This window comes from Streptomyces sp. GL_148, from assembly GCF_057834205.1.
In genome coordinates, this window is record NZ_CM174396.1 from 5,431,093 (window position 1) to 5,450,557 (window position 19,465).

Sequence of the window (19,465 nt, forward strand, 5' to 3'; positions counted from 1 at the left end):
CTCGGGGGGCCTTCGTGTGGGTGGGGCTAAATGCCGGCCGCCGCCGCGAGGTCCTTCTTGATCGCGTCGAGGACTTCCTGGCCGCGGGCGCGGGCCGGGAGCAGGTCGCAGGCCTCCGCCACCGGGACCACGACCTCCAGGTAGCACTTCAGCTTGGGCTCCGTGCCGGACGGGCGGACGATCACCCGGGCCTTGTAGGCGCCCTCCAGGTAGTAGCGCAGCCCGTCCGTGGGCGGGAGCGTCGCCGTGCCCTCGTTCAGGTCCTCCGCCGAGGTGACTCGCAGGCCCGCCAGCGAGACCGGGGGCTCCGCGCGCAGCGCCGCCATCGCCGAGGCGATGACCGACAGGTCCTCCACGCGGACCGACAGCTGGTCGGTGGCGTGCAGACCGTGCTCCATCGCCAGGTCGTCCAGCAGGTCGGTCAGGGTGCGGCCCTGCTCCTTGAGCTCCGAGGCCAGCTCCGCGACGAGCAGGGCGGCCGTGACGCCGTCCTTGTCGCGGACGCCCTCGGGGTCCACGCAGTAGCCGAGCGCCTCTTCGTACCCGTAGCGCAGGCCCTCGACGCGGGAGATCCACTTGAAGCCCGTGAGGGTCTCCTCGTAGCCCACGCCCGCGGCCTCCGCGATCCGCCCGAGGAGGGAGGAGGAGACGATCGACTCGGCGAAGACGCCCCGCGCACCCTTGTGCACCAGGTGCGCGGCGAGCAGCGCGCCGACCTCGTCGCCGCGCAGCATCCGCCAGCCGGAGGCCGAGGCCCCGTCCGGGACGGCCACCGCGCAGCGGTCGGCGTCCGGGTCGTTGGCGATGACGATGTCCGGGTCGACCCGGGCGGCCGTCGCGAAGGACAGGTCCATCGCACCCGGCTCCTCCGGGTTGGGGAAGGCCACCGTCGGGAAGGCCGGGTCCGGCTCCGCCTGCTCGGCCACGAGGACCGGGGCCGGGAAGCCGGCGCGGGCGAAGGCGGCCAGGACCACGTCCTTGCCGACGCCGTGCATGGCCGTGTAGACGGTCCGCACGCCCCGGGGGGAACCGGGGGTCAGGACGGCGTCCGTACGCTCCAGGTAGGCCTGCAGGACCTCGTCGCCGAGGTCCTGCCAGCCGCCCTCGGCCCGCGGTACGTCGGCCAGCGCGGCGATCGCGTCGATCTGCGCGGCGATCTCCGCGTCGGCCGGGGAGACGATCTGCGAACCGTCGCCGAGGTAGACCTTGTAGCCGTTGTCCCGGGGCGGGTTGTGGCTCGCGGTCACCTCGACGCCGGCGACGGCGCCCAGGTGCCTTATGGCGTACGCGAGGACGGGCGTCGGCAGCGGCCGGGGCAGGACGGCGGCGCGCAGCCCGGCACCGGTCATCACCGCGGCGGTGTCGCGGGCGAAGTCGGCCGACTTGTAGCGGGCGTCGTAGCCGACGACGACCAGGCCGCCGTCGTGGCCCTGGGCCTTGAGGTAGGCCGCGAGGCCCGCCGCGGCCCGGATCACCACGTTCCGGTTCATCCGCATCGGGCCCGCGCCCAGCTCGCCGCGGAGTCCGGCGGTGCCGAACTGCAGCATGCCGGAGAAGCGGTCCGCGAGCTCGGTGGTGTCACCGGCCTCGATGAGCTTCGCGAGCTCGTCGGCCGTCTCCGGGTCCGGGTCCTCGGCCAGCCAGGCCCGGGCCCGCGCGATCAGATCGTCCTGCACGTCCTGCACGTCCTGCACTACTTCCGCCTTACCTCTCGTACGGTCGGTCGTCCGTCGTCCGGTGCACCGGTCAGATCCGGGCGAGGACCTGGGTCAGCAGCTTGCCCATGCGCGCGGCCGAGTCACGGCCGGCCTGGAGCACCTCTTCGTGGTTCAGCGGCTCGCCGGACAGGCCCGCCGCCAGGTTGGTGACCAGCGAGATGCCGAGCACCTCGGCGCCGGCCTCGCGGGCGGCGATGGCCTCCAGCACGGTGGACATGCCGACCAGGTCGGCGCCCATCACGCGGATCATGTTGATCTCGGCCGGGGTCTCGTAGTGCGGGCCGGGGAACTGCACGTAGACGCCCTCTTCGAGGGTCTCGTCGATCTCCTTGCACATCGCGCGCAGGCGCGGCGAGTACAGGTCGGTCAGGTCCACGAAGTTCGCGCCGACGATCGGCGAGGTGGCCGTGAGGTTGAGGTGGTCGCTGATCAGGACCGGCTGGCCGGGCTTCATGCCCTCGCGCAGGCCACCGCAGCCGTTGGTCAGGACGATGGTCTTGCAGCCGGCGGCGACGGCCGTGCGCACGCCGTGGGCGACGGCGGCGACGCCGCGGCCCTCGTAGTAGTGGGTCCGGCCGAGGAAGAGCAGGGCGCGCTTCTCGCCGATCTTGTACGAGCGGATCTTGCCGCCGTGGCCCTCGACGGCGGGGGGCGGGAAGCCAGGGAGCTCGGTGACCGGGAACTCGGCCTCGGGCGCGCCGAGCGCCTCTGCGGCGGGGGCCCAGCCGGAGCCCATCACGAGGGCGACATCGTGGGTCTCGGCGCCGGTCAGCTCGCGCAGGCGGGCGGCGGCGGCGTCGGCGGCGGCGAAGGGGTCGGTAACAGATGCGTTCACGCGGAAGAGCGTAGCCGCTCTTCGCCTACGCGCGTAGATGGCACCGCTCACGGTATTCGGATCGTTGCTTTGTCGTTTCCGCCGAATCGTCCCCGATGGGGGTCGCGGGGCGGGTGCGGCGGCGCCGCTGCCGGGGCTCCGCCCCAGACTCGCGCCTCAAACGCGGGCGAGGCTGAAAATGCTCAGCAGGGGCGCTTGCGGAGTTCCATCACGTAGTCGTGCGGGGCGCCCGCCGATTCGGCCGCGTCGGCGAGTTCGCCCAGGTAGCGGGCCGAGGGCAGGCCGCCCTCGTAGCCGTTCAGGACGTACACCCAGGCCGCTTCCTCGCCGTCCAGCGTGTGGACGCGCACCCGCATGCGGCGGTAGATGTCGAGCCCCACGCCCTCCCACCGGTCCAGGGAGTCCTCGTCGAGCGGGGCCACGTCGTACAGCGCGACGAAGACCTGGTGGCGCGGCGCTTCGACGATCGTCGCCAGCGCGCCCTCCCAGCCCATCTGCTCGCCGCCGAAAGTCAGCCGCCAGTCGTTGATCCAGCCCGTGCCGCGCAGCGGCGAATGCGGAGCGCGGCGCGTCATCAGCCGCGGGTCGAGGTTGCCGGCGTACGCGGCGTAGAGCGACATGAGGTCGAGGGTACGGGAGGGGCGGCCCCGACTGCGCTCCCGGCCGCGCACGGGGCCTGCGTCCCGGATGGTGGGACCGGGCGTGAAGCACCTTGATGCGTGCGGGACAATGACGTACGGAATGCATCCCCCGGGGAGACCCCCCGGAAGCCCCGGCCGGGGCGGCAGCCGGCCGGGTAGACGTGAGGCGGAGTTTTCGTGACCCGGATCGTGATCATCGGCGGCGGACCCGGCGGGTATGAGGCGGCCCTCGTAGGGGCCCAGCTCGGCGCGGAGGTGACCGTCGTGGACTGCGACGGTCTGGGCGGCGCGTCGGTGCTCACCGACTGCGTGCCCTCCAAGACTCTCATCGCGACCGCCGAGGTCATGACGACCTTCGACTCGTCGTACGAGGAGCTCGGGATCGTCGTCGCGGACGACACCCCGCACATCGAGCAGGCCGCGCGCGTCGTCGGCGTGGACCTCGGCAAGGTGAACCGGCGTGTCAAGCGCCTGGCGCTCGCCCAGTCCCACGACATCACCGCGTCCGTCACCCGGGCCGGCGCCCGGGTCGTACGGGGCCGCGCCAAGCTCGGCGGCCCGCAGGGCATCGACGGCACGCGGGACGTCATCGTCACCGCCGCGGACGGCTCCGAGACGATCCTCACCGCCGACGCCGTGCTCATCGCGACCGGCGGACACCCCCGCGAGATCCCCGACGCGATGCCCGACGGCGAGCGGATCCTGAACTGGACCCAGGTCTACGACCTGGAAGAGCTCCCGGAGGAGCTCATCGTGGTCGGCTCCGGCGTGACCGGCGCCGAGTTCGCCGGCGCGTACCAGGCCCTCGGCTCCCGGGTGACCCTCGTGTCCTCCCGCGACCGCGTGCTCCCCGGCGAGGACCCGGACGCCGCCGCCGTGCTGGAGGACGTCTTCCGGCGCCGCGGCATGAACGTCATCGGCCGCTCCCGCGCCGAGTCCGCCAAGCGGGTGGGCGACCGGGTCGAGGTCACCCTCTCGGACGGCCGCGTCATCAGCGGTACGCACTGCCTGATGGCGGTCGGCGCGATCCCGAACACGAGCAACATGAACCTGGAGGAGTCCGGGGTCAAGCTCAAGGAGTCCGGGCACATCTGGACGGACAAGGTCTCCCGCACCTCCTCGCCCGGCGTGTACGCGGCCGGCGACGTGACCGGGATCTTCGCGCTGGCCTCGGTGGCCGCCATGCAGGGGCGCATCGCGATGTACCACTTCCTCGGCGACGCGGTGGCCCCGCTGAACCTGAAGACGGTCTCCTCGAACGTCTTCACCGACCCCGAGATCGCCACCGTCGGCTACACCCAGGCCGACGTGGACTCCGGCAAGATCGACGCCCGCTGTGTGAAGCTCCCGCTGCTGCGCAACCCGCGCGCCAAGATGCAGGGCATCCGGGACGGCTTCGTGAAGCTGTTCTGCCGGCCGGGCACCGGGATCGTCGTGGGCGGCGTGGTCGTCTCCCCGCGCGCGAGCGAGCTCATCCACCCGATCTCGATCGCCGTCGACAACAACCTGACGGTCGAGCAGATCGCAAACGCGTTCACCGTGTACCCCTCGCTGTCCGGTTCGATCGCCGAGGTCGCCCGCCAGCTGCACACGCGCAAGGCCTCCGGCGAGGCGTAGGTGCCGATAACGGCCCTTGTGCGCAAGGGCTTTGGAGTGGGCGGTCGACCCGTCGCGGAGCAAGTGCGCGGCGGGCCGACCGCGTATACCACTAACTGCCCCACGGTATGGACAACTTCGGAATTCCGGCGCAAGGAGCTGAAAGCAGACGGTCACCCGGGTTACTGTCAGTTTCGTGTTCGCTGCAGAACGTCGCCAATTGATCCTCGAAATGGTGCGGGCCAACGGAGCGGTATCGCTCCGGGAGCTCGCCCGCGTCGTCCAGACCTCCGAAGTGACCGTACGGCGGGACGTGCGGGCACTGGAGGCAGAAGGACTCCTCGACCGCCGGCACGGCGGTGCGGTACTGCCGGGCGGTTTCACGCGGGAATCCGGCTTTCCGCAAAAGTCCCATCTCGCGACGGCGGAGAAGACCGCCATCGCCGATGTCGCGGCCGGACTCGTCGAAGAAGGCGAGGCCGTGGTCGTCGGCGCGGGCACCACCACCCAGGAGCTGGCCCGCCGGCTCGCCAGGGTGCCCGGACTCACCGTCGTCACCAACTCGCTGCTCGTCGCACAGGCACTGGCCCATGCGAACCGGGTGGAGGTGGTGATGACGGGCGGAACCCTGCGCGGGTCCAACTACGCGCTGGTCGGCAGCGGTGCCGAGCAGTCCCTCCAGGGGCTGCGGGTCTCGCGGGCCTTCCTGTCGGGCAGTGGTCTCACCGCCGAGCGCGGGCTGTCCACCTCCAACATGCTCTCCGCGAGCGTGGACCGGGCGCTGGTGCAGGCCGCGGCGGAGGTGGTGGTCCTGGCCGACCACACGAAGCTCGGGACGGACACCATGTTCCAGACCGTGCCGACCGATGTGATCACCCGGCTGGTGACGGACGAGCCGCCGCCGCACGACGACCGGGCCGGTGCGGAGCTGCAGGCGCTGGCGGACCAGGGCGTGCAGATCACCGTGGCCGGAGCCAGTGCCTCCGGCGGTGGTGAGGGTATGGCCGGGCGGCGGCCGCGTAGGGAGTCCCCGCTGCCGGTCCAGCGGCGGGGCGGGCCGACGGCCCAGCTGCGCAGTGCGGCGCCGCCGTTGCACGAGCAGCAGGCGGAGCGTGCGCGGGTCGCAGACATGCGGCGCCGCTGAGCACCTGCGGCGCAGTTGCCGGGGACCAGTGCCCGGACCCCTGCGCCTCAAACGCCGGCGGGGCTGAAAAGATCGCCTCAAACGCCGGCGGGGCTGGATTTTGCCGCGCAGCGGCATATCCAGCCCCGCCGGCGTTTGAGGCGCGGGTCTGGGCAGAGCCCAGCCCCCGGGGGCGGGGTCCGGGGCTGGGCCCCGGGACCCCGGTCCGGACGTCAGTCCTTGATTTCGCAGATGGCTGCGCCGGAGGTGAGTGACGCGCCGACCTCTGCCGCGAGGCCCACGATCGTGCCGGAGCGGTGCGCGTTCAGCGGCTGTTCCATCTTCATGGCCTCGAGGACGACGATGAGGTCGCCCTCGTTGACCTGCTGGCCTTCCTCGACCGCGACCTTCACGATGGTGCCCTGCATGGGCGAGGCGAGGGTGTCGCCGGAGGCGGCCGGGCCGGACTTCTTGGCCGCGCGGCGCTTCGGCTTCGCGCCGCCGGCAGCCGCCGTGCGGGCCAGGGTCATGCCCAGGGAGGAGGGGAGGGAGACTTCCAGGCGCTTGCCGCCGACCTCGACGACCACGGTCTCGCGGCCCGGCTCGTCCTCCGAATCGTCCGCGGCCGGAACCACGAACGCCGGGATGTCGTTGACGAACTCGGTTTCGATCCAGCGGGTGTGGATCGTGAACGGGTCGGCCGTGAAGGCCGGGTCGACGACGACCGCGCGGTGGAACGGAATGGCGGTGGCCATGCCCTCCACCTCGAACTCGGCCAGCGCACGGGCCGCCCGCTGCAGGGCCTGCTCGCGCGTGGCACCCGTAACGATGAGCTTGGCCAGCAGGGAGTCCCACGCCGGTCCGATGACCGAGCCGGACTCGACGCCCGCGTCGAGGCGGACGCCCGGACCGGACGGCGGGGCGAACTTGGTGACGGTGCCCGGAGCCGGCAGGAAGCCGCGGCCCGGGTCCTCGCCGTTGATGCGGAACTCGAAGGAGTGGCCGCGCAGGACCGGGTCGCCGTAGCCGAGCTCTTCGCCGTCGGCGATGCGGAACATTTCGCGGACGAGGTCGATGCCGGTGACTTCTTCGGTGACCGGGTGTTCGACCTGGAGGCGGGTGTTGACCTCGAGGAAGGAGATGAGGCCGTCGGCGGAGACGAGGAATTCGACGGTGCCGGCGCCGACGTAGCCGGCTTCCTTCAGGATCGCCTTGGACGCGGCGTACAGCTCGGCGTTCTGGGCGTCGGTCAGGAACGGCGCGGGGGCCTCCTCCACCAGCTTCTGGTGGCGGCGCTGCAGCGAGCAGTCGCGGGTGGAGACGACGACCACGTTGCCGTGGGAGTCGGCCAGGCACTGGGTCTCCACATGGCGGGGCTTGTCGAGGTACTGCTCGACGAAGCATTCGCCGCGGCCGAAGGCGGCGATGGCCTCGCGGACGGCGGAGTCGTAGAGCTCGGGGACCTCTTCGAGGGTCCGGGCGACCTTCAGACCGCGGCCGCCGCCACCGAAGGCGGCCTTGATCGCGATGGGCAGGCCGTGTTCCTTGGCGAAGTCGACGACCTCGTCGGAACCGGAGACCGGGTCCGGCGTGCCGGCCACGAGCGGTGCGCCGGCGCGCAGCGCGATGTGACGGGCGGCGACCTTGTCACCGAGGTCACGGATGGCCTGCGGGGGCGGGCCGATCCAGGTCAGGCCCGCGTCGATGACGGCTTGCGCGAATTCGGCGTTCTCGGAGAGGAAGCCGTATCCGGGATGGATGGCGTCCGCACCGGAATCGGCTGCGGCCTGCAGGATCTTGGACATGTCCAAGTAACTCGCGGCCGGGGTGTCACCGCCCAACGCGAAAGCTTCGTCTGCCGCGCGGACGTGCAGAGCGTCCCGGTCCGGATCGGCGTAGACGGCTACGCTCCCGATCCCGGCATCCCGGCAGGCCCGAGCAACGCGGACTGCGATTTCGCCACGGTTGGCGATGAGCACCTTGCGCACGATGGCTCCCTCCTTGAAACAAGCTGAGTTTAGGGACAGCCCACACGGCCTTTCGACCCTTCCCCAGTGGTGACCTTGCCCACACGGACTGTTATCCGAGTCGACCTCGAGTCGAAAGAACCCTTGTGGCGCCCCATGTCAGGGGGATCCCCGACTGCACAGTAACCCTGCCGTGTGTCCGGGGTCTCTGTTCGCCGGGTCAGCGGCCCGGGGTGATTCTTTGTCGAATCCCTACGAACGGCCCATGCATTCCTTGCACGGGCGCGGTGTCGGCACCGGGGCGGCCCCCGTACGGGAGCCCGACCGTAACGAAGCGGCCCCTGCCCCTTGTCCGAAGGTTTACCCGTTAGTAGCCTCCAGGCGTCGAACGGGCTTGTGCATGCGGGGTGGGGGCGTCGTGGCTGGTGTGAGTGGCGTGGGTGGCGTGGTGCTGCGGAGATCCGTGGCCGGAGCGACCGCGGTCGTACTCGTCGTGGAGGCGGTGGTGCTCGGCTTCGTCCACCTCGTCCTGGGCCGGACCACCGAGAACCAGTCGATGTCCATCGCGGGCGCCGATCCGGATGTCATGTCCAAGGCAACCTATGCACTGGGTGCCGGCATGGCCCTGTTCCTGCTGGCCTGCGCGGTGTTCCTCGTCGTCGCCGCGGCCCGCGACCGGGCCCTGGGCACCTTCCCGCGCGTGCTCCTCGTGAGCGCCGCCGTCACCCACGGACTGCTCGGCGCCCTCGTCGTCGGCCTGGTGGGCTGGGGCGCCTTCGCGGTGATGATGCTGATCCTCTGCCTGCTGGTGCTGAGCCTGACGCTCTACGCGGCCAAGGGCGCGGCCGGGGCCGGCGACGGCGCGGGCGGCCCTGCGGGCGGCTTCGGCGGCCCCGCGGAGGGCCCCAGCGGCCCCCTGGACGGCTTCGGCGGCCCGGACGCCCCGGGCGGCGCCCCGGACGGCCGCCCCGAGATCCGGGACACGCCGCCGGGCCACCCGCTCGCGGACTTTGGGGACTTCGGCAAGCTCGGGGACGTCAAGCCCACAAGTCCGTGATGGACACGCCCAGTTCGGCCAGCAGCGAGCGCAGCAGCGGCATGGAGATCCCGATCACATTGCCGTGATCCCCGTCGATGCCCTCGATGAACGGGGCCGACAGCCCGTCCAGGGTGAACGCCCCCGCCACGTGCAGCGGTTCCCCGCTCGCCACGTACGCCGCCACCTCCGCGTCCGTCGGCTCGCCGAAGCGGACCGTCGTCGACGCCGTGGCCGAAACCCGACGGCCGCTCGCCGTGTCGATCACGCAGTGCCCGGTGCGCAGCACCCCGGCGCGCCCGCGCATCGACTTCCAGCGGGCCGTGGCCTCCTCGGCGTCCGCCGGCTTGCCCAGCGCCTCGCCGTCCAGCTCCAGTACGGAGTCGCAGCCGATCACCAGGGCGCCCGCGGCCTCGTCCAGGGCCGCCACGACGTCCGCCTTCGCCTCGGCCAGCGCGAGCGCCAGAGCGGCCGGGTCGTCGTGGTTCAGGGTGTCCTCGTCGAAGCCGCTGACGATCACGTGCGGGGCGAGCCCGGCCTGCCGCAGCAGGTTCAGCCGGGCGGGCGAAGCGGAGGCGAGGACGAGGGCGTGGCGTGGGGCAGCAGTCATGCCTGCCATCGTAGGGGCGCCCGGCGGGCGGCCGCGGTGCTAGTGCCTTGCGAGGCACCGCACCGAACACCGCGACCCGGCAAACCTTTCCGGCCACAGCACTAGGTCCTGTCCTAGAAACCTCCCACGCCCAGCACGTACACCACGACGACCATCGCGATGACGACGATCACCGTCATCCGCCGCACCATCGCCGCGGCATCGCGCATGTCCTTCGGCGGCTCGTCCTTCGGGTCTGACCAGAGCATGCACTGATCCTGGCCCCGAGCACGCCCGTGGCGCCTGAGTACGGGTACTCAGGCGCCACGGGCAGTTCACGCCATCTTCACTTGCGCTGCCTTCTAAGCGGGCCAGTACGTACGGCCCCACGCGCCCGGCCCGGGGTGCGGCAGGGTCCGCCGGGCCACCCGGCCCGGCGCCGACCACGCGTCGGTCACCCGCTCCGCGCCCGACGGCTCCGACGCGAGGGCCGCCGCGCGCGCTCGGACCACCGCCAGTGCGGCGGCCAGCTCCTCCGGGGTCGGGTTCCCCTTGACGACCTTGATCACCACTGTGAGCTCCTCGTGCCGGCTAGAGCGGGATGTTGCCGTGCTTCTTCGGGGGCAGGGACTCCCGCTTGGTGCGCAGCTGCCGCAGCCCCTTCACCACGTGCGCCCGGGTCTCGGACGGCATGGTCACCGCGTCGATGTAGCCGCGCTCGGCGGCCGTGTACGGATTCAGCAGCGCGTCCTCGTACTCGGTGATGAGCCGCGCCCGGGTCTCCTCGGCCGTGCCGGCCTCCTCCGCTTCGGCGATCGCGCGGCGGTGCAGGATGTTGACCGCGCCCTGCGCGCCCATGACGGCGATCTGCGCCGTCGGCCAGGCGAGGTTGAGGTCCGCGCCCAGGTGCTTGGAGCCCATCACGTCGTAGGCGCCGCCGAAGGCCTTGCGGGTGATGACGGTGATCAGGGGGACGGTCGCCTCGGCGTACGCGTAGATCAGCTTGGCGCCGCGCCGGATGATTCCGTTGTACTCCTGGTCGGTGCCCGGCAGGAAGCCCGGCACGTCGACGAAGGTCAGCACCGGGATGTTGAAGGCGTCGCAGGTCCGGACGAACCGGGCCGCCTTCTCGGAGGCGTCGATGTCCAGGCAGCCGGCGAACTGCATCGGCTGGTTGGCGACGACCCCGACCGGGTGCCCCTCGACGCGGCCGAAGCCGGTGAGGATGTTCGGGGCGAAGAGCGACTGGGTCTCCAGGAACTCCGCGTCGTCGAGCACGTGCTCGATCACCTTGTGCATGTCGTACGGCTGGTTCGCGCTGTCCGGGATCAGCGCGTCGAGCTCGCGGTCGCTGTCGGAGACCTCGGTGTCGGCTTCCTCGGGGAAGGCCGGGGGCTCGGAGAGGTTGTTCGACGGGAGGTAGGAGAGCAGCGACTTCACGTACTCGATGGCGTCCTTCTCGTCACCCGCCATGTGGTGCGCGACGCCGGACGTGCTGTTGTGGGTGCGCGCCCCGCCCAGCTCCTCGAAGCCGACGTCCTCGCCGGTGACGGTCTTGATGACGTCGGGGCCGGTGATGAACATGTGCGAGGTCTGGTCGACCATGACCGTGAAGTCGGTGATGGCCGGGGAGTACACGGCCCCGCCGGCGCAGGGGCCGACGACCAGGCTGATCTGCGGGATCACGCCGGAGGCGTGGACGTTGCGGCGGAAGATCTCGCCGTACATGCCGAGCGCGCTGACGCCCTCCTGGATGCGGGCGCCGCCGGAGTCGTTGATGCCGATCAGCGGGCAGCCGGTCTTCAGCGCGAAGTCCATCACCTTCATGATCTTCTGGCCGTAGACCTCGCCGAGGGCCCCGCCGAAGACGGTGAAGTCCTGCGAGAACAGGGCGACGGGCCGCCCGTCGACGGTGCCGTAGCCGGTGACGACGCCGTCGCCGTAGGGGCGGGTCTTCTCCAGCCCGAAGTTCGTCGACCGGTGCCGGGCGAACTCGTCCAGCTCGACGAAGGACCCCTCGTCCAGCAGCAGGGCCACCCGCTCACGCGCCGTCAGCTTGCCCTTGGCGTGCTGCTTTTCCACCGCCCGCCCGGATCCGGCGTGCGTGGCTTCCTCGATGCGGCGCTGCAGATCCGCGATCTTCCCCGCGGTGGTGTGCATGTCGATCGGCTCTGACGGTTGTGACATCGGGGTCGCGGCTCCCTGCGTGGTGTCAACTGCCTGGTGGCTTACTTGGTTTTTACTAGCTACTGGTGCGTAGCGTATCGGCGGGCATGGCGCTCGGCGGTGCGGCGTTTGACACACCTAATCTGGGTTGCATGACGCCATCAGATGCATCAGGCGGGGCTTCGACCGGAGCTTCCGCGGGCCGTTGGTCGAGTCTGGACCGGCCGCCCTTGAACGGTGCCGCGCTGCAGCGGACCCTCGTGACCGGCGAGGGGCTGTGGAGCTCGTTGGAGGTGGTGGACTCCACCGGGTCCACCAACAGCGATCTCGCCGCGCGCGCCGCACAGCTGCCCGAGGGGGCCGTACTCGTCGCCGAGGAGCAGACCGCCGGACGGGGCAGGCTCGACCGGAGCTGGGTCGCGCCCGCACGGTCCGGACTGTTCTTCTCCGTACTCCTGAAGCCGGGGCCCTCGGTGCCGCAGGAGCGGTGGGGCTGGCTGACGCTGCTGGCCGGGGTGGCCACCGCCACCGGGCTCTCGCGCGCCGCCGGCGTGGACACCGCCCTCAAGTGGCCCAACGACCTGCTGGTCACCGTGGACGGTGAGGAACGCAAGACCGGCGGGATCCTCGCGGAGCGCGTGGCCGACGGGGTCGTCCTCGGGATCGGGCTCAACGTGACGCTGACCGACGCCGAGCTGCCGGTGGACACCGCCGGGTCGCTGCTCCTGGCCAAGGCCACCGTCACCGACCGGGACCCGCTGCTCAGGGCCGTACTGCGCTCCCTGGAGCAGTGGTACGGAAACTGGCGCGCGGCCGGCGGCGATCCGGCGGCCAGCGGCCTGCAGGAGACGTACGCGGCGGGCTGCGCGACGCTCGGCAAGCACGTGCGGGCCGAGCTGCCCGGCGGGCGCACCCTCACCGGGACGGCCGAAGCGGTGGACGCCGACGGACGGCTCGTCGTGCGGACGGCGGAGGACAAGCACGAGGCCGTGGGGGCAGGGGACGTCGTCCATCTGCGGTCCGTGCGGTAGCCCGCCGGTGAGCTGCCCCTGGTGACGGAGTAGGGGAGTGAGCTACGGCACACCTGCCGTATGGTTTAGGCGATCCCGGTCCTCGCGGTGATCACCCGGTTCGGCAGTGCGCACGGCAATGGACAGGAGGCGGCCCTTGACCGTCGACGACCCTCAGTCCGGCGCGCCCGCCCCCGCCCCCGCAACGGCGACGGGCGGTGCGGGCGGCTCCGGCGGCTCGGGTGGCTCGGGCGGCTCCGGCGGCTCCGGAGTCCATGCCACGCCGATCGGGCGCGAGCAGCACACTCCCCACCACGAGGTCGACCACACGGCGCAGCCGACGGCCGACCCCCTCGCCATCCGCCTGGAGCAGCTGATCCTGGGCGCGGAGCGCCGGTACACCCCCTTCCAGGCGGCCCGCAGTGCCGGGGTCTCGATGGAGCTCGCCTCCCGCTTCTGGCGGGCGATGGGCTTCGCGGACATCGGCCAGGCCAGGGCCCTGACGGAGGCCGACGTACTGGCGCTGCGCCGGCTCGCCGGCCTCGTCGAGGCCGGGCTGCTGAGCGAGCCGATGGCGGTCCAGGTCGCGCGGTCCACCGGGCAGACCACGGCCCGGCTCGCGGAGTGGCAGATCGACTCCTTCCTGGAGGGCCTGACGGAGCCGCCGGAACCGGGGATGACCCGTACGGAGGTCACGTACCCGCTGGTCGAGCTGTTGCTGCCGGAGCTGGAGGAGTTCCTCGTCTACGTGTGGCGGCGCCAGCTCGCGGCCGCGACCGGACGGGTCGTGCAGGTGGCGGACGACGAGGAGATGGTCGACCGGCGCCTCGCGGTGGGCTTCGCCGACCTGGTGGGCTTCACGCGCCTGACGCGGCGGCTGGAGGAGGAGGAGCTCGGCGAGCTGGTCGAGTCCTTCGAGACGACCTCGGCGGACCTGGTGGCGGCGCACGGCGGCCGGCTGATCAAGACGCTGGGTGACGAGGTGCTGTACTGCGCCGACGACGCGGCGACGGCGGCGGAGATCGCGCTGCGGCTGATCGAGACGATGGAAGCCGATCCGCAGATGCCGGAGCTGCGCGTGGGCATCGCCTTCGGGACGGTGACCACCCGGATGGGCGATGTCTTCGGGACCACGGTGAACCTGGCCTCGAGGCTGACGTCGATAGCGCCGAAGGACGCGGTCCTGGTGGACGGCGCGATGGCCCAGGAACTGGGCCGCACGGGCGCGGCGCCGGTCTCGGAGAAGGAAGCGGAGAACGAGGAGGGCGGCGGCGCCTACCGATTCGCACTCCAGCCGATGTTCCAGCGCCCGGTCCGCGGCCTGGGCGTCGTGGAGCCCTGGTCGCTGACGCGCCGGAGCCCTAAGATCCCCGGATAACGTTCGTTAACCGGGAGGGTCGCCCTGTGTCCGAATCTTCAGCGTTCGTCGCCATACGCCGACATGAGGGCGGGGTCGCCGAGCTGGTGCTCGATCGGCCCAAGGCGATGAATGCCGTGTCGACCGAGATGGCTCGGGGGATCGGCGCCGCGTGCGCGGAGCTGGCCGCGGACCCGTCGGTACGGGTCGTCGTGCTCTCCTCGACCGCCGAGAGGGCGTTCTGCGTGGGCGCGGACCTCAAGGAGCGCAACTCCTTCTCGGACGCCGAGCTGCTGCGGCAGCGGCCGACCACGCGGGGTGCGTACGGGGGAGTGCTGGAGCTTCCGATGCCGGTGATCGCGGCGGTGCACGGGTTCGCGCTGGGGGGCGGCTTCGAGCTGGCCCTGGCCTGCGATGTCATCGTGGCCGACGAGACGGCCGTCGTCGGGCTGCCCGAGGTGTCGGTCGGGGTGATCCCGGGCGGTGGCGGTACGCAGCTGCTGCCGAGGCGCGTGGGGGCGGCGCGGGCCGCGGAGCTGATCTTCACCGCCCGTCGGGTGGAGGCCGCCGATGCGCTGGCCTTGGGTCTGGTGGACTCGGTGGTACCGGCGGGGTCGGACCGTGAGGCCGCCCTGGCGATGGCTGCGGCGATGGCGGCGAACTCCCCGGTCGGACTGCGGGCCGCGAAGCGGGCGCTGCGGCTGGGGCACGGCATGGACCTGACGGCCGGGCTGGAGATCGAGGACGCGGCGTGGCGGACGGTGGCCTTCTCGGGCGACCGGGCCGAGGGCGTGGCGGCGTTCAACGAGAAGCGGAAGCCGGAGTGGCCCGGGGTGTGAGGCGGGGAAGCCCTCCGGTTCTCCGGTCCTCCGGTCGTGACCAGGTGTGATCTTGGTGCCACCGAATGTCGCGCCAATTATCACTAAATCGGACAAAACTCCCTAACCTGGGGTGATGGGTGTTAACGGGCGGCTTCGAGCCGTTGTGGGCCTCGCGCAGGCCATGGCGGCCGCGTGCGCGCCGCGGGACAGTGTGCGGGCCGCCGCGCGCGGGGCGAGGCTGGCGATGGACGGATCGTTCGCCGCGATCTCCGCGTGGGAGCGGGAGCGGGGGCGCCTTCGGGTGCTCGTGAACGAGGGGGAGCGCCGGGACGGGGAGGAGGAGTTCCCCGAGGACGAGTCGTACCCCGTGCACGATTTCCCCGAGATCACGGAGTTCCTGCACGAGCGCTGGGTCGGTGGGGGCGGTCCCCACGCCTGGGTGGACAGTGCGGTCGGGGACCGGCCGGGACGCCGGGGCGAGGCCCTGCGGCGGCGCGGGCGCGGCACGTGCGTGGTCGCCCCGATCGTGCTGAGCGGGCGGGCCTGGGGCGAGCTGTACGTGGCCCGGGACGAGGGCATGGCGGACTTCGACGACGACGACGCGGAGTTCGCGACCGTGCTCGCGGCGGTGATCGCGGCCGGGCTGGCGCAGAGCGACCGGCTGGAGGAGGCCCGACGGCTCGCCTTCACCGACCCGCTGACCGGGCTGGCCAACCGGCGGGCGGTGGACATGCGGCTCGACGAGGCGCTGGAGGAGCACCGCAGGGGTGGGGCCGAGGTGGTGGTGAGCCTGGTCGTCTGCGACCTGAACGGCCTCAAGAAGGTCAACGACACCCTCGGCCACGCGATGGGCGACCGGCTGCTGGAACGGTTCGGCTCCGTGCTCAGCCTGTGCGGGGCGATGCTGCCGGGTGCGTTGGTCGCGCGGCTGGGCGGGGACGAGTTCTGCCTGGTCAGCGTGGGGCCTTCGGCGGACGAGGTGGTACGGGTCACCGAGGAGGTGTGCCTGCGGGCCGCCGAGCTGGAGCTGGGGGAGGGGGTCGCCTGCGGGGTCGCCTCTACGGGGGATCCCATCGGGCCGGTGAAATCCTCGCGGCGGTTGTTCCGGCTGGCGGATGCGGCGCAGTACAAGGCGAAGGCGGCGCGGTCGGCGAAGCCGGTGGTGGCGGGGCGGGACACGGCGGTGGTCCGGCTCGCCGACGCGGAGCCCGGGGGGCCGGGGGAGCGGCGGCGGTTCCGGGGCCGGGCGTAGCCGTGGCCCGGCCTGCCGCCTGCGCCCCCGCCTGGGGTGGATGCCCCGCCCGGGTGGCGGGGGAGCCGCCCCGGCGGGCGATGCGCGGCTCCCGGTCGGCGGCCGGCGCTCCGGCTTCGCCGCGGTTGTCCCGCCCCGACGGGCCGCGGCCCCGACTGCGGGTGTTCCGCTGCGCGGGCGAAGTCCCCGCAGCAACCTTTGACGCTGCGCGGGCGAAGTCCCCGCAGCAACCTTTGACGCTGCGCGGTGCGAAGTCCCCGCAGCAACCCTTGTCGCTGCGCGGGCGAAGTCCCCTACCCGCCCTTCGCCCGTTCCCCGGGCCGGCCCGGACCCGGTCCTCAAGCGCCGGACGGGCTGGAGAGGAGTCCCGGGCTGCGCCCGGACCCCTGGGGCTCCGCCCCAGACCCCGGTCCTCAAACGCCGGACGGCTGAAATTGGCCTGGACTCCGGTCTTCAAGTGCGGGACGGGCTGGAGGCGGGGTGCCGGGCTGCGCCCGGACCCCTGGGGCTCCGCCCCAGACCCTGCGCCTCAAGCGCCGGCGGGGGCTGGGTTTTGGTCGGTGTCGGATCGCGCGTGTGCGCAGCAGACCGTGTGCTGGATTTCCCGGAGGCAGCCATGTCCAGCCCCGCCGGCGTTTGAGGCGTGGGGTCCGGGCGCAGCCGGGGAACGGGCGAAGGGTGGGTAGGGGACTTCGCCCCGCAGGGCACGGCCACCCAAACCCGCCCACCGGCCCCCGCCCGGGCGGCGGTGGCGTGCACGCCGACCAGCCACCGCCGGACGGAGTCCGGCGCAGCGACGGGAAGCCGGTAAGGCCCGCCAGGGCCGCACCGCGCGAGCGGCGCGTGGAAGGGGTGACATGGAGGGATTCAGTCCGTAGGCTGCTGAATATGGATATGCACACTGTCGTGGTGGGAACGTCCGGGACCACCGCCGAAGACGTGATCGCGGTCGCCCGCGGCAACGCCCGCGTCGAGCTTTCCGGTGAGGCCGTCGCCGCCCTCGGACGGGCCCGCGAGATCGTGGAAGCGCTCGCCGCGAAGCCCGAGCCCGTCTACGGGGTGTCCACCGGGTTCGGGGCGCTCGCCTCCCGGCACATCAGCCCCGAGCTGCGCGCACAGCTCCAGCGCAACATCGTCCGCTCGCACGCCGCCGGCATGGGCCCGCGCGTCGAGCGCGAGGTCGTGCGTGCGCTGATGTTCCTGCGGCTCAAGACCGTCGCTTCCGGGCACACCGGCGTCCGGCCGTCCGTCGCGCAGACGATGGCCGACGTGCTCAACGCCGGGATCACCCCCGTCGTGCACGAGTACGGCTCGCTGGGCTGCTCGGGAGACCTCGCCCCGCTCTCGCACTGCGCGCTCGCGCTGATGGGTGAGGGCGACGCGGAGGGTCCCGACGGGACCGTGCGCCCCGCCGGGGAGCTGCTCGCCGAGGCCGGGATCGCCCCTGTCGAGCTCCGTGAGAAGGAGGGCCTCGCCCTCCTCAACGGCACCGACGGCATGCTCGGCATGCTGGTCATGGCCCTCGCCGACCTCGGCAAGCTGTACACCTCCGCCGACATCACCGCCGCGCTGACGCTGGAGGCGCTGCTCGGCACCGAGAAGGTGCTCCAGCCCGAGCTGCACGCCATCCGCCCGCACCCCGGCCAGGGTGCCTCCGCCGCGAACATGGCCGCCGTCCTGAAGGGCTCCGGGCTCACCGGGCACTTCCAGGAGGAGTCCGCCCCGCGCGTCCAGGACGCCTACTCCGTGCGCTGCGCCCCGCAGGTCGCCGGCGCGGGCCGCGACACCATGGCGCACGCCGCCCTCGTCGCCTCCCGCGAGCTGGCCTCCGCCGTCGACAACCCGGTCGTGCTGCCCGACGGGCGTGTGGAGTCCAACGGAAACTTCCACGGCGCCCCGGTCGCGTACGTCCTGGACTTCCTGGCCATCGCCGCCGCAGACCTGGGTTCGATCGCCGAGCGGCGCACCGACCGCCTGCTCGACAAGAACCGCAGCCACGGTCTGCCGCCGTTCCTCGCGGACGACGCCGGCGTGGACTCCGGACTCATGATCGCCCAGTACACGCAGGCCGCACTCGTGAGTGAGATGAAGCGGCTCGCGGTCCCGGCGTCCGCCGACTCGATCCCGTCCTCCGCCATGCAGGAGGACCACGTCTCGATGGGCTGGTCGGCCGCGCGCAAGCTCCGTACCGCCGTCGACAACCTCACCCGGATCGTCGCGATCGAGCTGTACGCGGCCACCCGCGCCATCGAGCTGCGCCACGGGCTCACCCCCGCGCCGGCGAGCCAGGCCGCCATCTCCGCGGCGCGTGCGGCCGGTGTGGAGGGTCCCGGGCCGGATCGTTTCCTCGCGCCGGACCTGGCCGCCGCGGACGCCTTCGTCCGTTCGGGTGCACTCGTGGACGCCGTCGAGGCCGTCACCGGCCCCCTCGCCTGAGGCCAATGGTTCGAGTAGGCGAGTAGGCGAGTACGCGAAAGGGTGCGGGGCCGGGGTTGTCCCCGGCCCCGCACCCCTTTTGTTTGGCCGGTGGCCGGTGGCCGGTGGCCGGTGGCCGTTACGCCGTGCGCGAGCGGCGTACGGAGAAGGCCACGAAGCCGGCTCCTGCGCCCAGGAAGAGCGTGCCGCCGAGCAGGTACGGCGTGGTGTCCACGCCGCCCGTGTCGGCGAGCTCAAGGGTGGGTCCGGGCGCGGAGGCGGCCTGGACCCGGGTGTTCGCGGCGGCCGGCGCGCCGGAGGCGGCCTGCGCGTGCCCGGGCGCGGTGGCGCCCGCCGAGGGGACGAACCACAGGGCGGCGAGGAGGGTGGTCGCTCCGAGAGCGGTGAGTGTTGATCGGCGTGCGGACACGGTGCGATCCCCCTTGTGGCAGCAGCGAATTGGCCCCGTGCGGTGATGCTACGGAAAGGGGCGGGTCGTGGGAAAGCCGGGGCTGCCGCGGGATTACTCTCCGTCGTATGAACCCTTCTGAGAACTCACGATACGTACGCCTTCGGGTTGATTTGGTACTTGAAGTTCCGGACCTGGACGCGCTCACCGGAGCCGCCCTCGCCCACATCAAGGCCGACGAGTTCATGCCGGACGAGGAGCGCGGCCACGCCGAGGCGGCCGTCCGGGAGGACGAATCGGAGGCTCTCGCCTACCTGGTGGACCCCACTGACCTGGTCGCGGGGATCCCCGGCGTGGAGCTCGCGCAGGCCTCCTGGAGCAGCGAGCCCGTGGAATACGACCCCGAGTCCATGGAGTGGGACCTCGACGAGGAAGATGGGGAGCTCGACGAAGAGACTGACAGCGCCTGACGGTGGGGTTGACCACATTCGAACGGAATGTGGCAGCACCTCGGGGTGTAATGCGTTGTC

At 72.1% G+C, this 19,465-nt stretch carries 18 protein-coding genes; 9 read left to right on the forward strand and 9 right to left on the reverse strand.

What is annotated here, in order from left to right; genetic code table 11:
* Positions 1-26 precede the first annotated feature (26 nt).
* The 3 genes from AC3IYI_RS25185 to AC3IYI_RS25195 all read right to left on the reverse strand — a co-directional run bounded on the left by AC3IYI_RS25185 (position 27) and on the right by AC3IYI_RS25195 (position 3,173).
* The gene (locus tag AC3IYI_RS25185) at positions 27-1,676 is read right to left on the reverse strand and encodes a phospho-sugar mutase (RefSeq protein WP_489411657.1); all 1,650 of its coding nucleotides are present in this window, start codon (positions 1,674-1,676) and stop codon (positions 27-29) included.
* Positions 1,677-1,746: 70 nt separating this feature from the next.
* The gene (locus tag AC3IYI_RS25190; RefSeq protein ID WP_266905195.1) at positions 1,747-2,553 is read right to left on the reverse strand and encodes a purine-nucleoside phosphorylase; all 807 of its coding nucleotides are present in this window, start codon (positions 2,551-2,553) and stop codon (positions 1,747-1,749) included.
* 182 nt (positions 2,554-2,735) lie between these two features.
* Positions 2,736-3,173, reverse strand: coding sequence for a gamma-glutamylcyclotransferase family protein (locus AC3IYI_RS25195; RefSeq protein ID WP_327254611.1), 438 nt, complete (start codon positions 3,171-3,173; stop codon positions 2,736-2,738).
* A gap of 198 nt (positions 3,174-3,371) precedes the next feature.
* On the opposite strand from AC3IYI_RS25195, the gene AC3IYI_RS25200 reads away from it, so the two are divergent.
* Positions 3,372-4,811, forward strand: coding sequence for an NAD(P)H-quinone dehydrogenase (locus AC3IYI_RS25200; RefSeq protein ID WP_389692617.1), 1,440 nt, complete (start codon positions 3,372-3,374; stop codon positions 4,809-4,811).
* Positions 4,812-5,022: 211 nt separating this feature from the next.
* Positions 5,023-5,934 (forward strand): DeoR/GlpR family DNA-binding transcription regulator, encoded by a 912-nt coding sequence (locus AC3IYI_RS25205; RefSeq protein ID WP_489411658.1) that lies wholly within the window; start codon positions 5,023-5,025, stop codon positions 5,932-5,934.
* A gap of 212 nt (positions 5,935-6,146) precedes the next feature.
* Here AC3IYI_RS25205 and AC3IYI_RS25210 read toward each other — a convergent pair whose 3' ends face one another.
* Complete coding sequence (locus tag AC3IYI_RS25210; RefSeq protein WP_489405866.1) at positions 6,147-7,901, reverse strand: acetyl/propionyl/methylcrotonyl-CoA carboxylase subunit alpha; 1,755 nt, start codon at positions 7,899-7,901, stop codon at positions 6,147-6,149.
* A gap of 397 nt (positions 7,902-8,298) precedes the next feature.
* Here AC3IYI_RS25210 and AC3IYI_RS25215 point away from each other — a divergent pair, with 397 nt between their 5' ends.
* Positions 8,299-8,937 carry a hypothetical protein gene (locus AC3IYI_RS25215; RefSeq protein WP_489405867.1) on the forward strand — a complete coding sequence of 213 codons (639 nt, stop codon included), beginning with the start codon at positions 8,299-8,301 and terminating at the stop codon, positions 8,935-8,937.
* On the opposite strand, the gene AC3IYI_RS25220 is transcribed toward AC3IYI_RS25215, so the two are convergent.
* The 4 genes from AC3IYI_RS25220 to AC3IYI_RS25235 form a co-directional block, all read right to left on the reverse strand.
* Positions 8,918-9,526: a Maf family protein gene (locus AC3IYI_RS25220; RefSeq protein ID WP_489405868.1), complete on the reverse strand. Its 609-nt coding sequence runs from the start codon at positions 9,524-9,526 to the stop codon at positions 8,918-8,920. The two genes, AC3IYI_RS25215 and AC3IYI_RS25220, sit on opposite strands and share 20 nt — an antisense overlap.
* A 113-nt stretch (positions 9,527-9,639) precedes the next feature.
* A complete protein-coding gene (gene mmpB, locus AC3IYI_RS25225) occupies positions 9,640-9,774 on the reverse strand; it encodes a morphogenic membrane protein MmpB (protein ID WP_489405869.1) in 135 nt (44 codons plus the stop codon).
* A 93-nt stretch (positions 9,775-9,867) separates the two neighbouring features.
* The gene (locus AC3IYI_RS25230) at positions 9,868-10,077 is read right to left on the reverse strand and encodes an acyl-CoA carboxylase subunit epsilon (RefSeq protein ID WP_489405870.1); all 210 of its coding nucleotides are present in this window, start codon (positions 10,075-10,077) and stop codon (positions 9,868-9,870) included.
* 19 nt (positions 10,078-10,096) lie between these two features.
* Complete coding sequence (locus AC3IYI_RS25235; RefSeq protein ID WP_489405871.1) at positions 10,097-11,692, reverse strand: acyl-CoA carboxylase subunit beta; 1,596 nt, start codon at positions 11,690-11,692, stop codon at positions 10,097-10,099.
* A 131-nt stretch (positions 11,693-11,823) separates the two neighbouring features.
* Here AC3IYI_RS25235 and AC3IYI_RS25240 point away from each other — a divergent pair, with 131 nt between their 5' ends.
* The 5 genes from AC3IYI_RS25240 (at position 11,824) to hutH (ending at position 18,547) form a co-directional block, all read left to right on the forward strand.
* On the forward strand, positions 11,824-12,702 hold the full coding sequence (locus AC3IYI_RS25240; protein ID WP_489405872.1) for a biotin--[acetyl-CoA-carboxylase] ligase: 879 nt from the start codon (positions 11,824-11,826) through the stop codon (positions 12,700-12,702).
* Between the two features lie 136 nt (positions 12,703-12,838).
* Positions 12,839-14,059, forward strand: coding sequence for an adenylate/guanylate cyclase domain-containing protein (locus tag AC3IYI_RS25245; RefSeq protein ID WP_489405873.1), 1,221 nt, complete (start codon positions 12,839-12,841; stop codon positions 14,057-14,059).
* Between the two features lie 26 nt (positions 14,060-14,085).
* Positions 14,086-14,877: an enoyl-CoA hydratase/isomerase family protein gene (locus tag AC3IYI_RS25250; RefSeq protein ID WP_489405874.1), complete on the forward strand. Its 792-nt coding sequence runs from the start codon at positions 14,086-14,088 to the stop codon at positions 14,875-14,877.
* A gap of 115 nt (positions 14,878-14,992) precedes the next feature.
* A complete protein-coding gene (locus tag AC3IYI_RS25255) occupies positions 14,993-16,111 on the forward strand; it encodes a GGDEF domain-containing protein (RefSeq protein WP_489405875.1) in 1,119 nt (372 codons plus the stop codon).
* 894 nt (positions 16,112-17,005) lie between these two features.
* The gene (gene hutH / locus AC3IYI_RS25260; protein ID WP_489411659.1) at positions 17,006-18,547 is read left to right on the forward strand and encodes a histidine ammonia-lyase; all 1,542 of its coding nucleotides are present in this window, start codon (positions 17,006-17,008) and stop codon (positions 18,545-18,547) included.
* Between the two features lie 118 nt (positions 18,548-18,665).
* Here the strand turns inward: hutH and AC3IYI_RS25265 are convergent, their stop codons facing one another.
* Complete coding sequence (locus AC3IYI_RS25265; RefSeq protein WP_489405876.1) at positions 18,666-18,956, reverse strand: LPXTG cell wall anchor domain-containing protein; 291 nt, start codon at positions 18,954-18,956, stop codon at positions 18,666-18,668.
* 152 nt (positions 18,957-19,108) lie between these two features.
* Here AC3IYI_RS25265 and AC3IYI_RS25270 point away from each other — a divergent pair, with 152 nt between their 5' ends.
* A complete protein-coding gene (locus AC3IYI_RS25270) occupies positions 19,109-19,405 on the forward strand; it encodes a hypothetical protein (RefSeq protein WP_489405877.1) in 297 nt (98 codons plus the stop codon).
* The last annotated feature ends 60 nt before the right edge of the window (positions 19,406-19,465 follow it).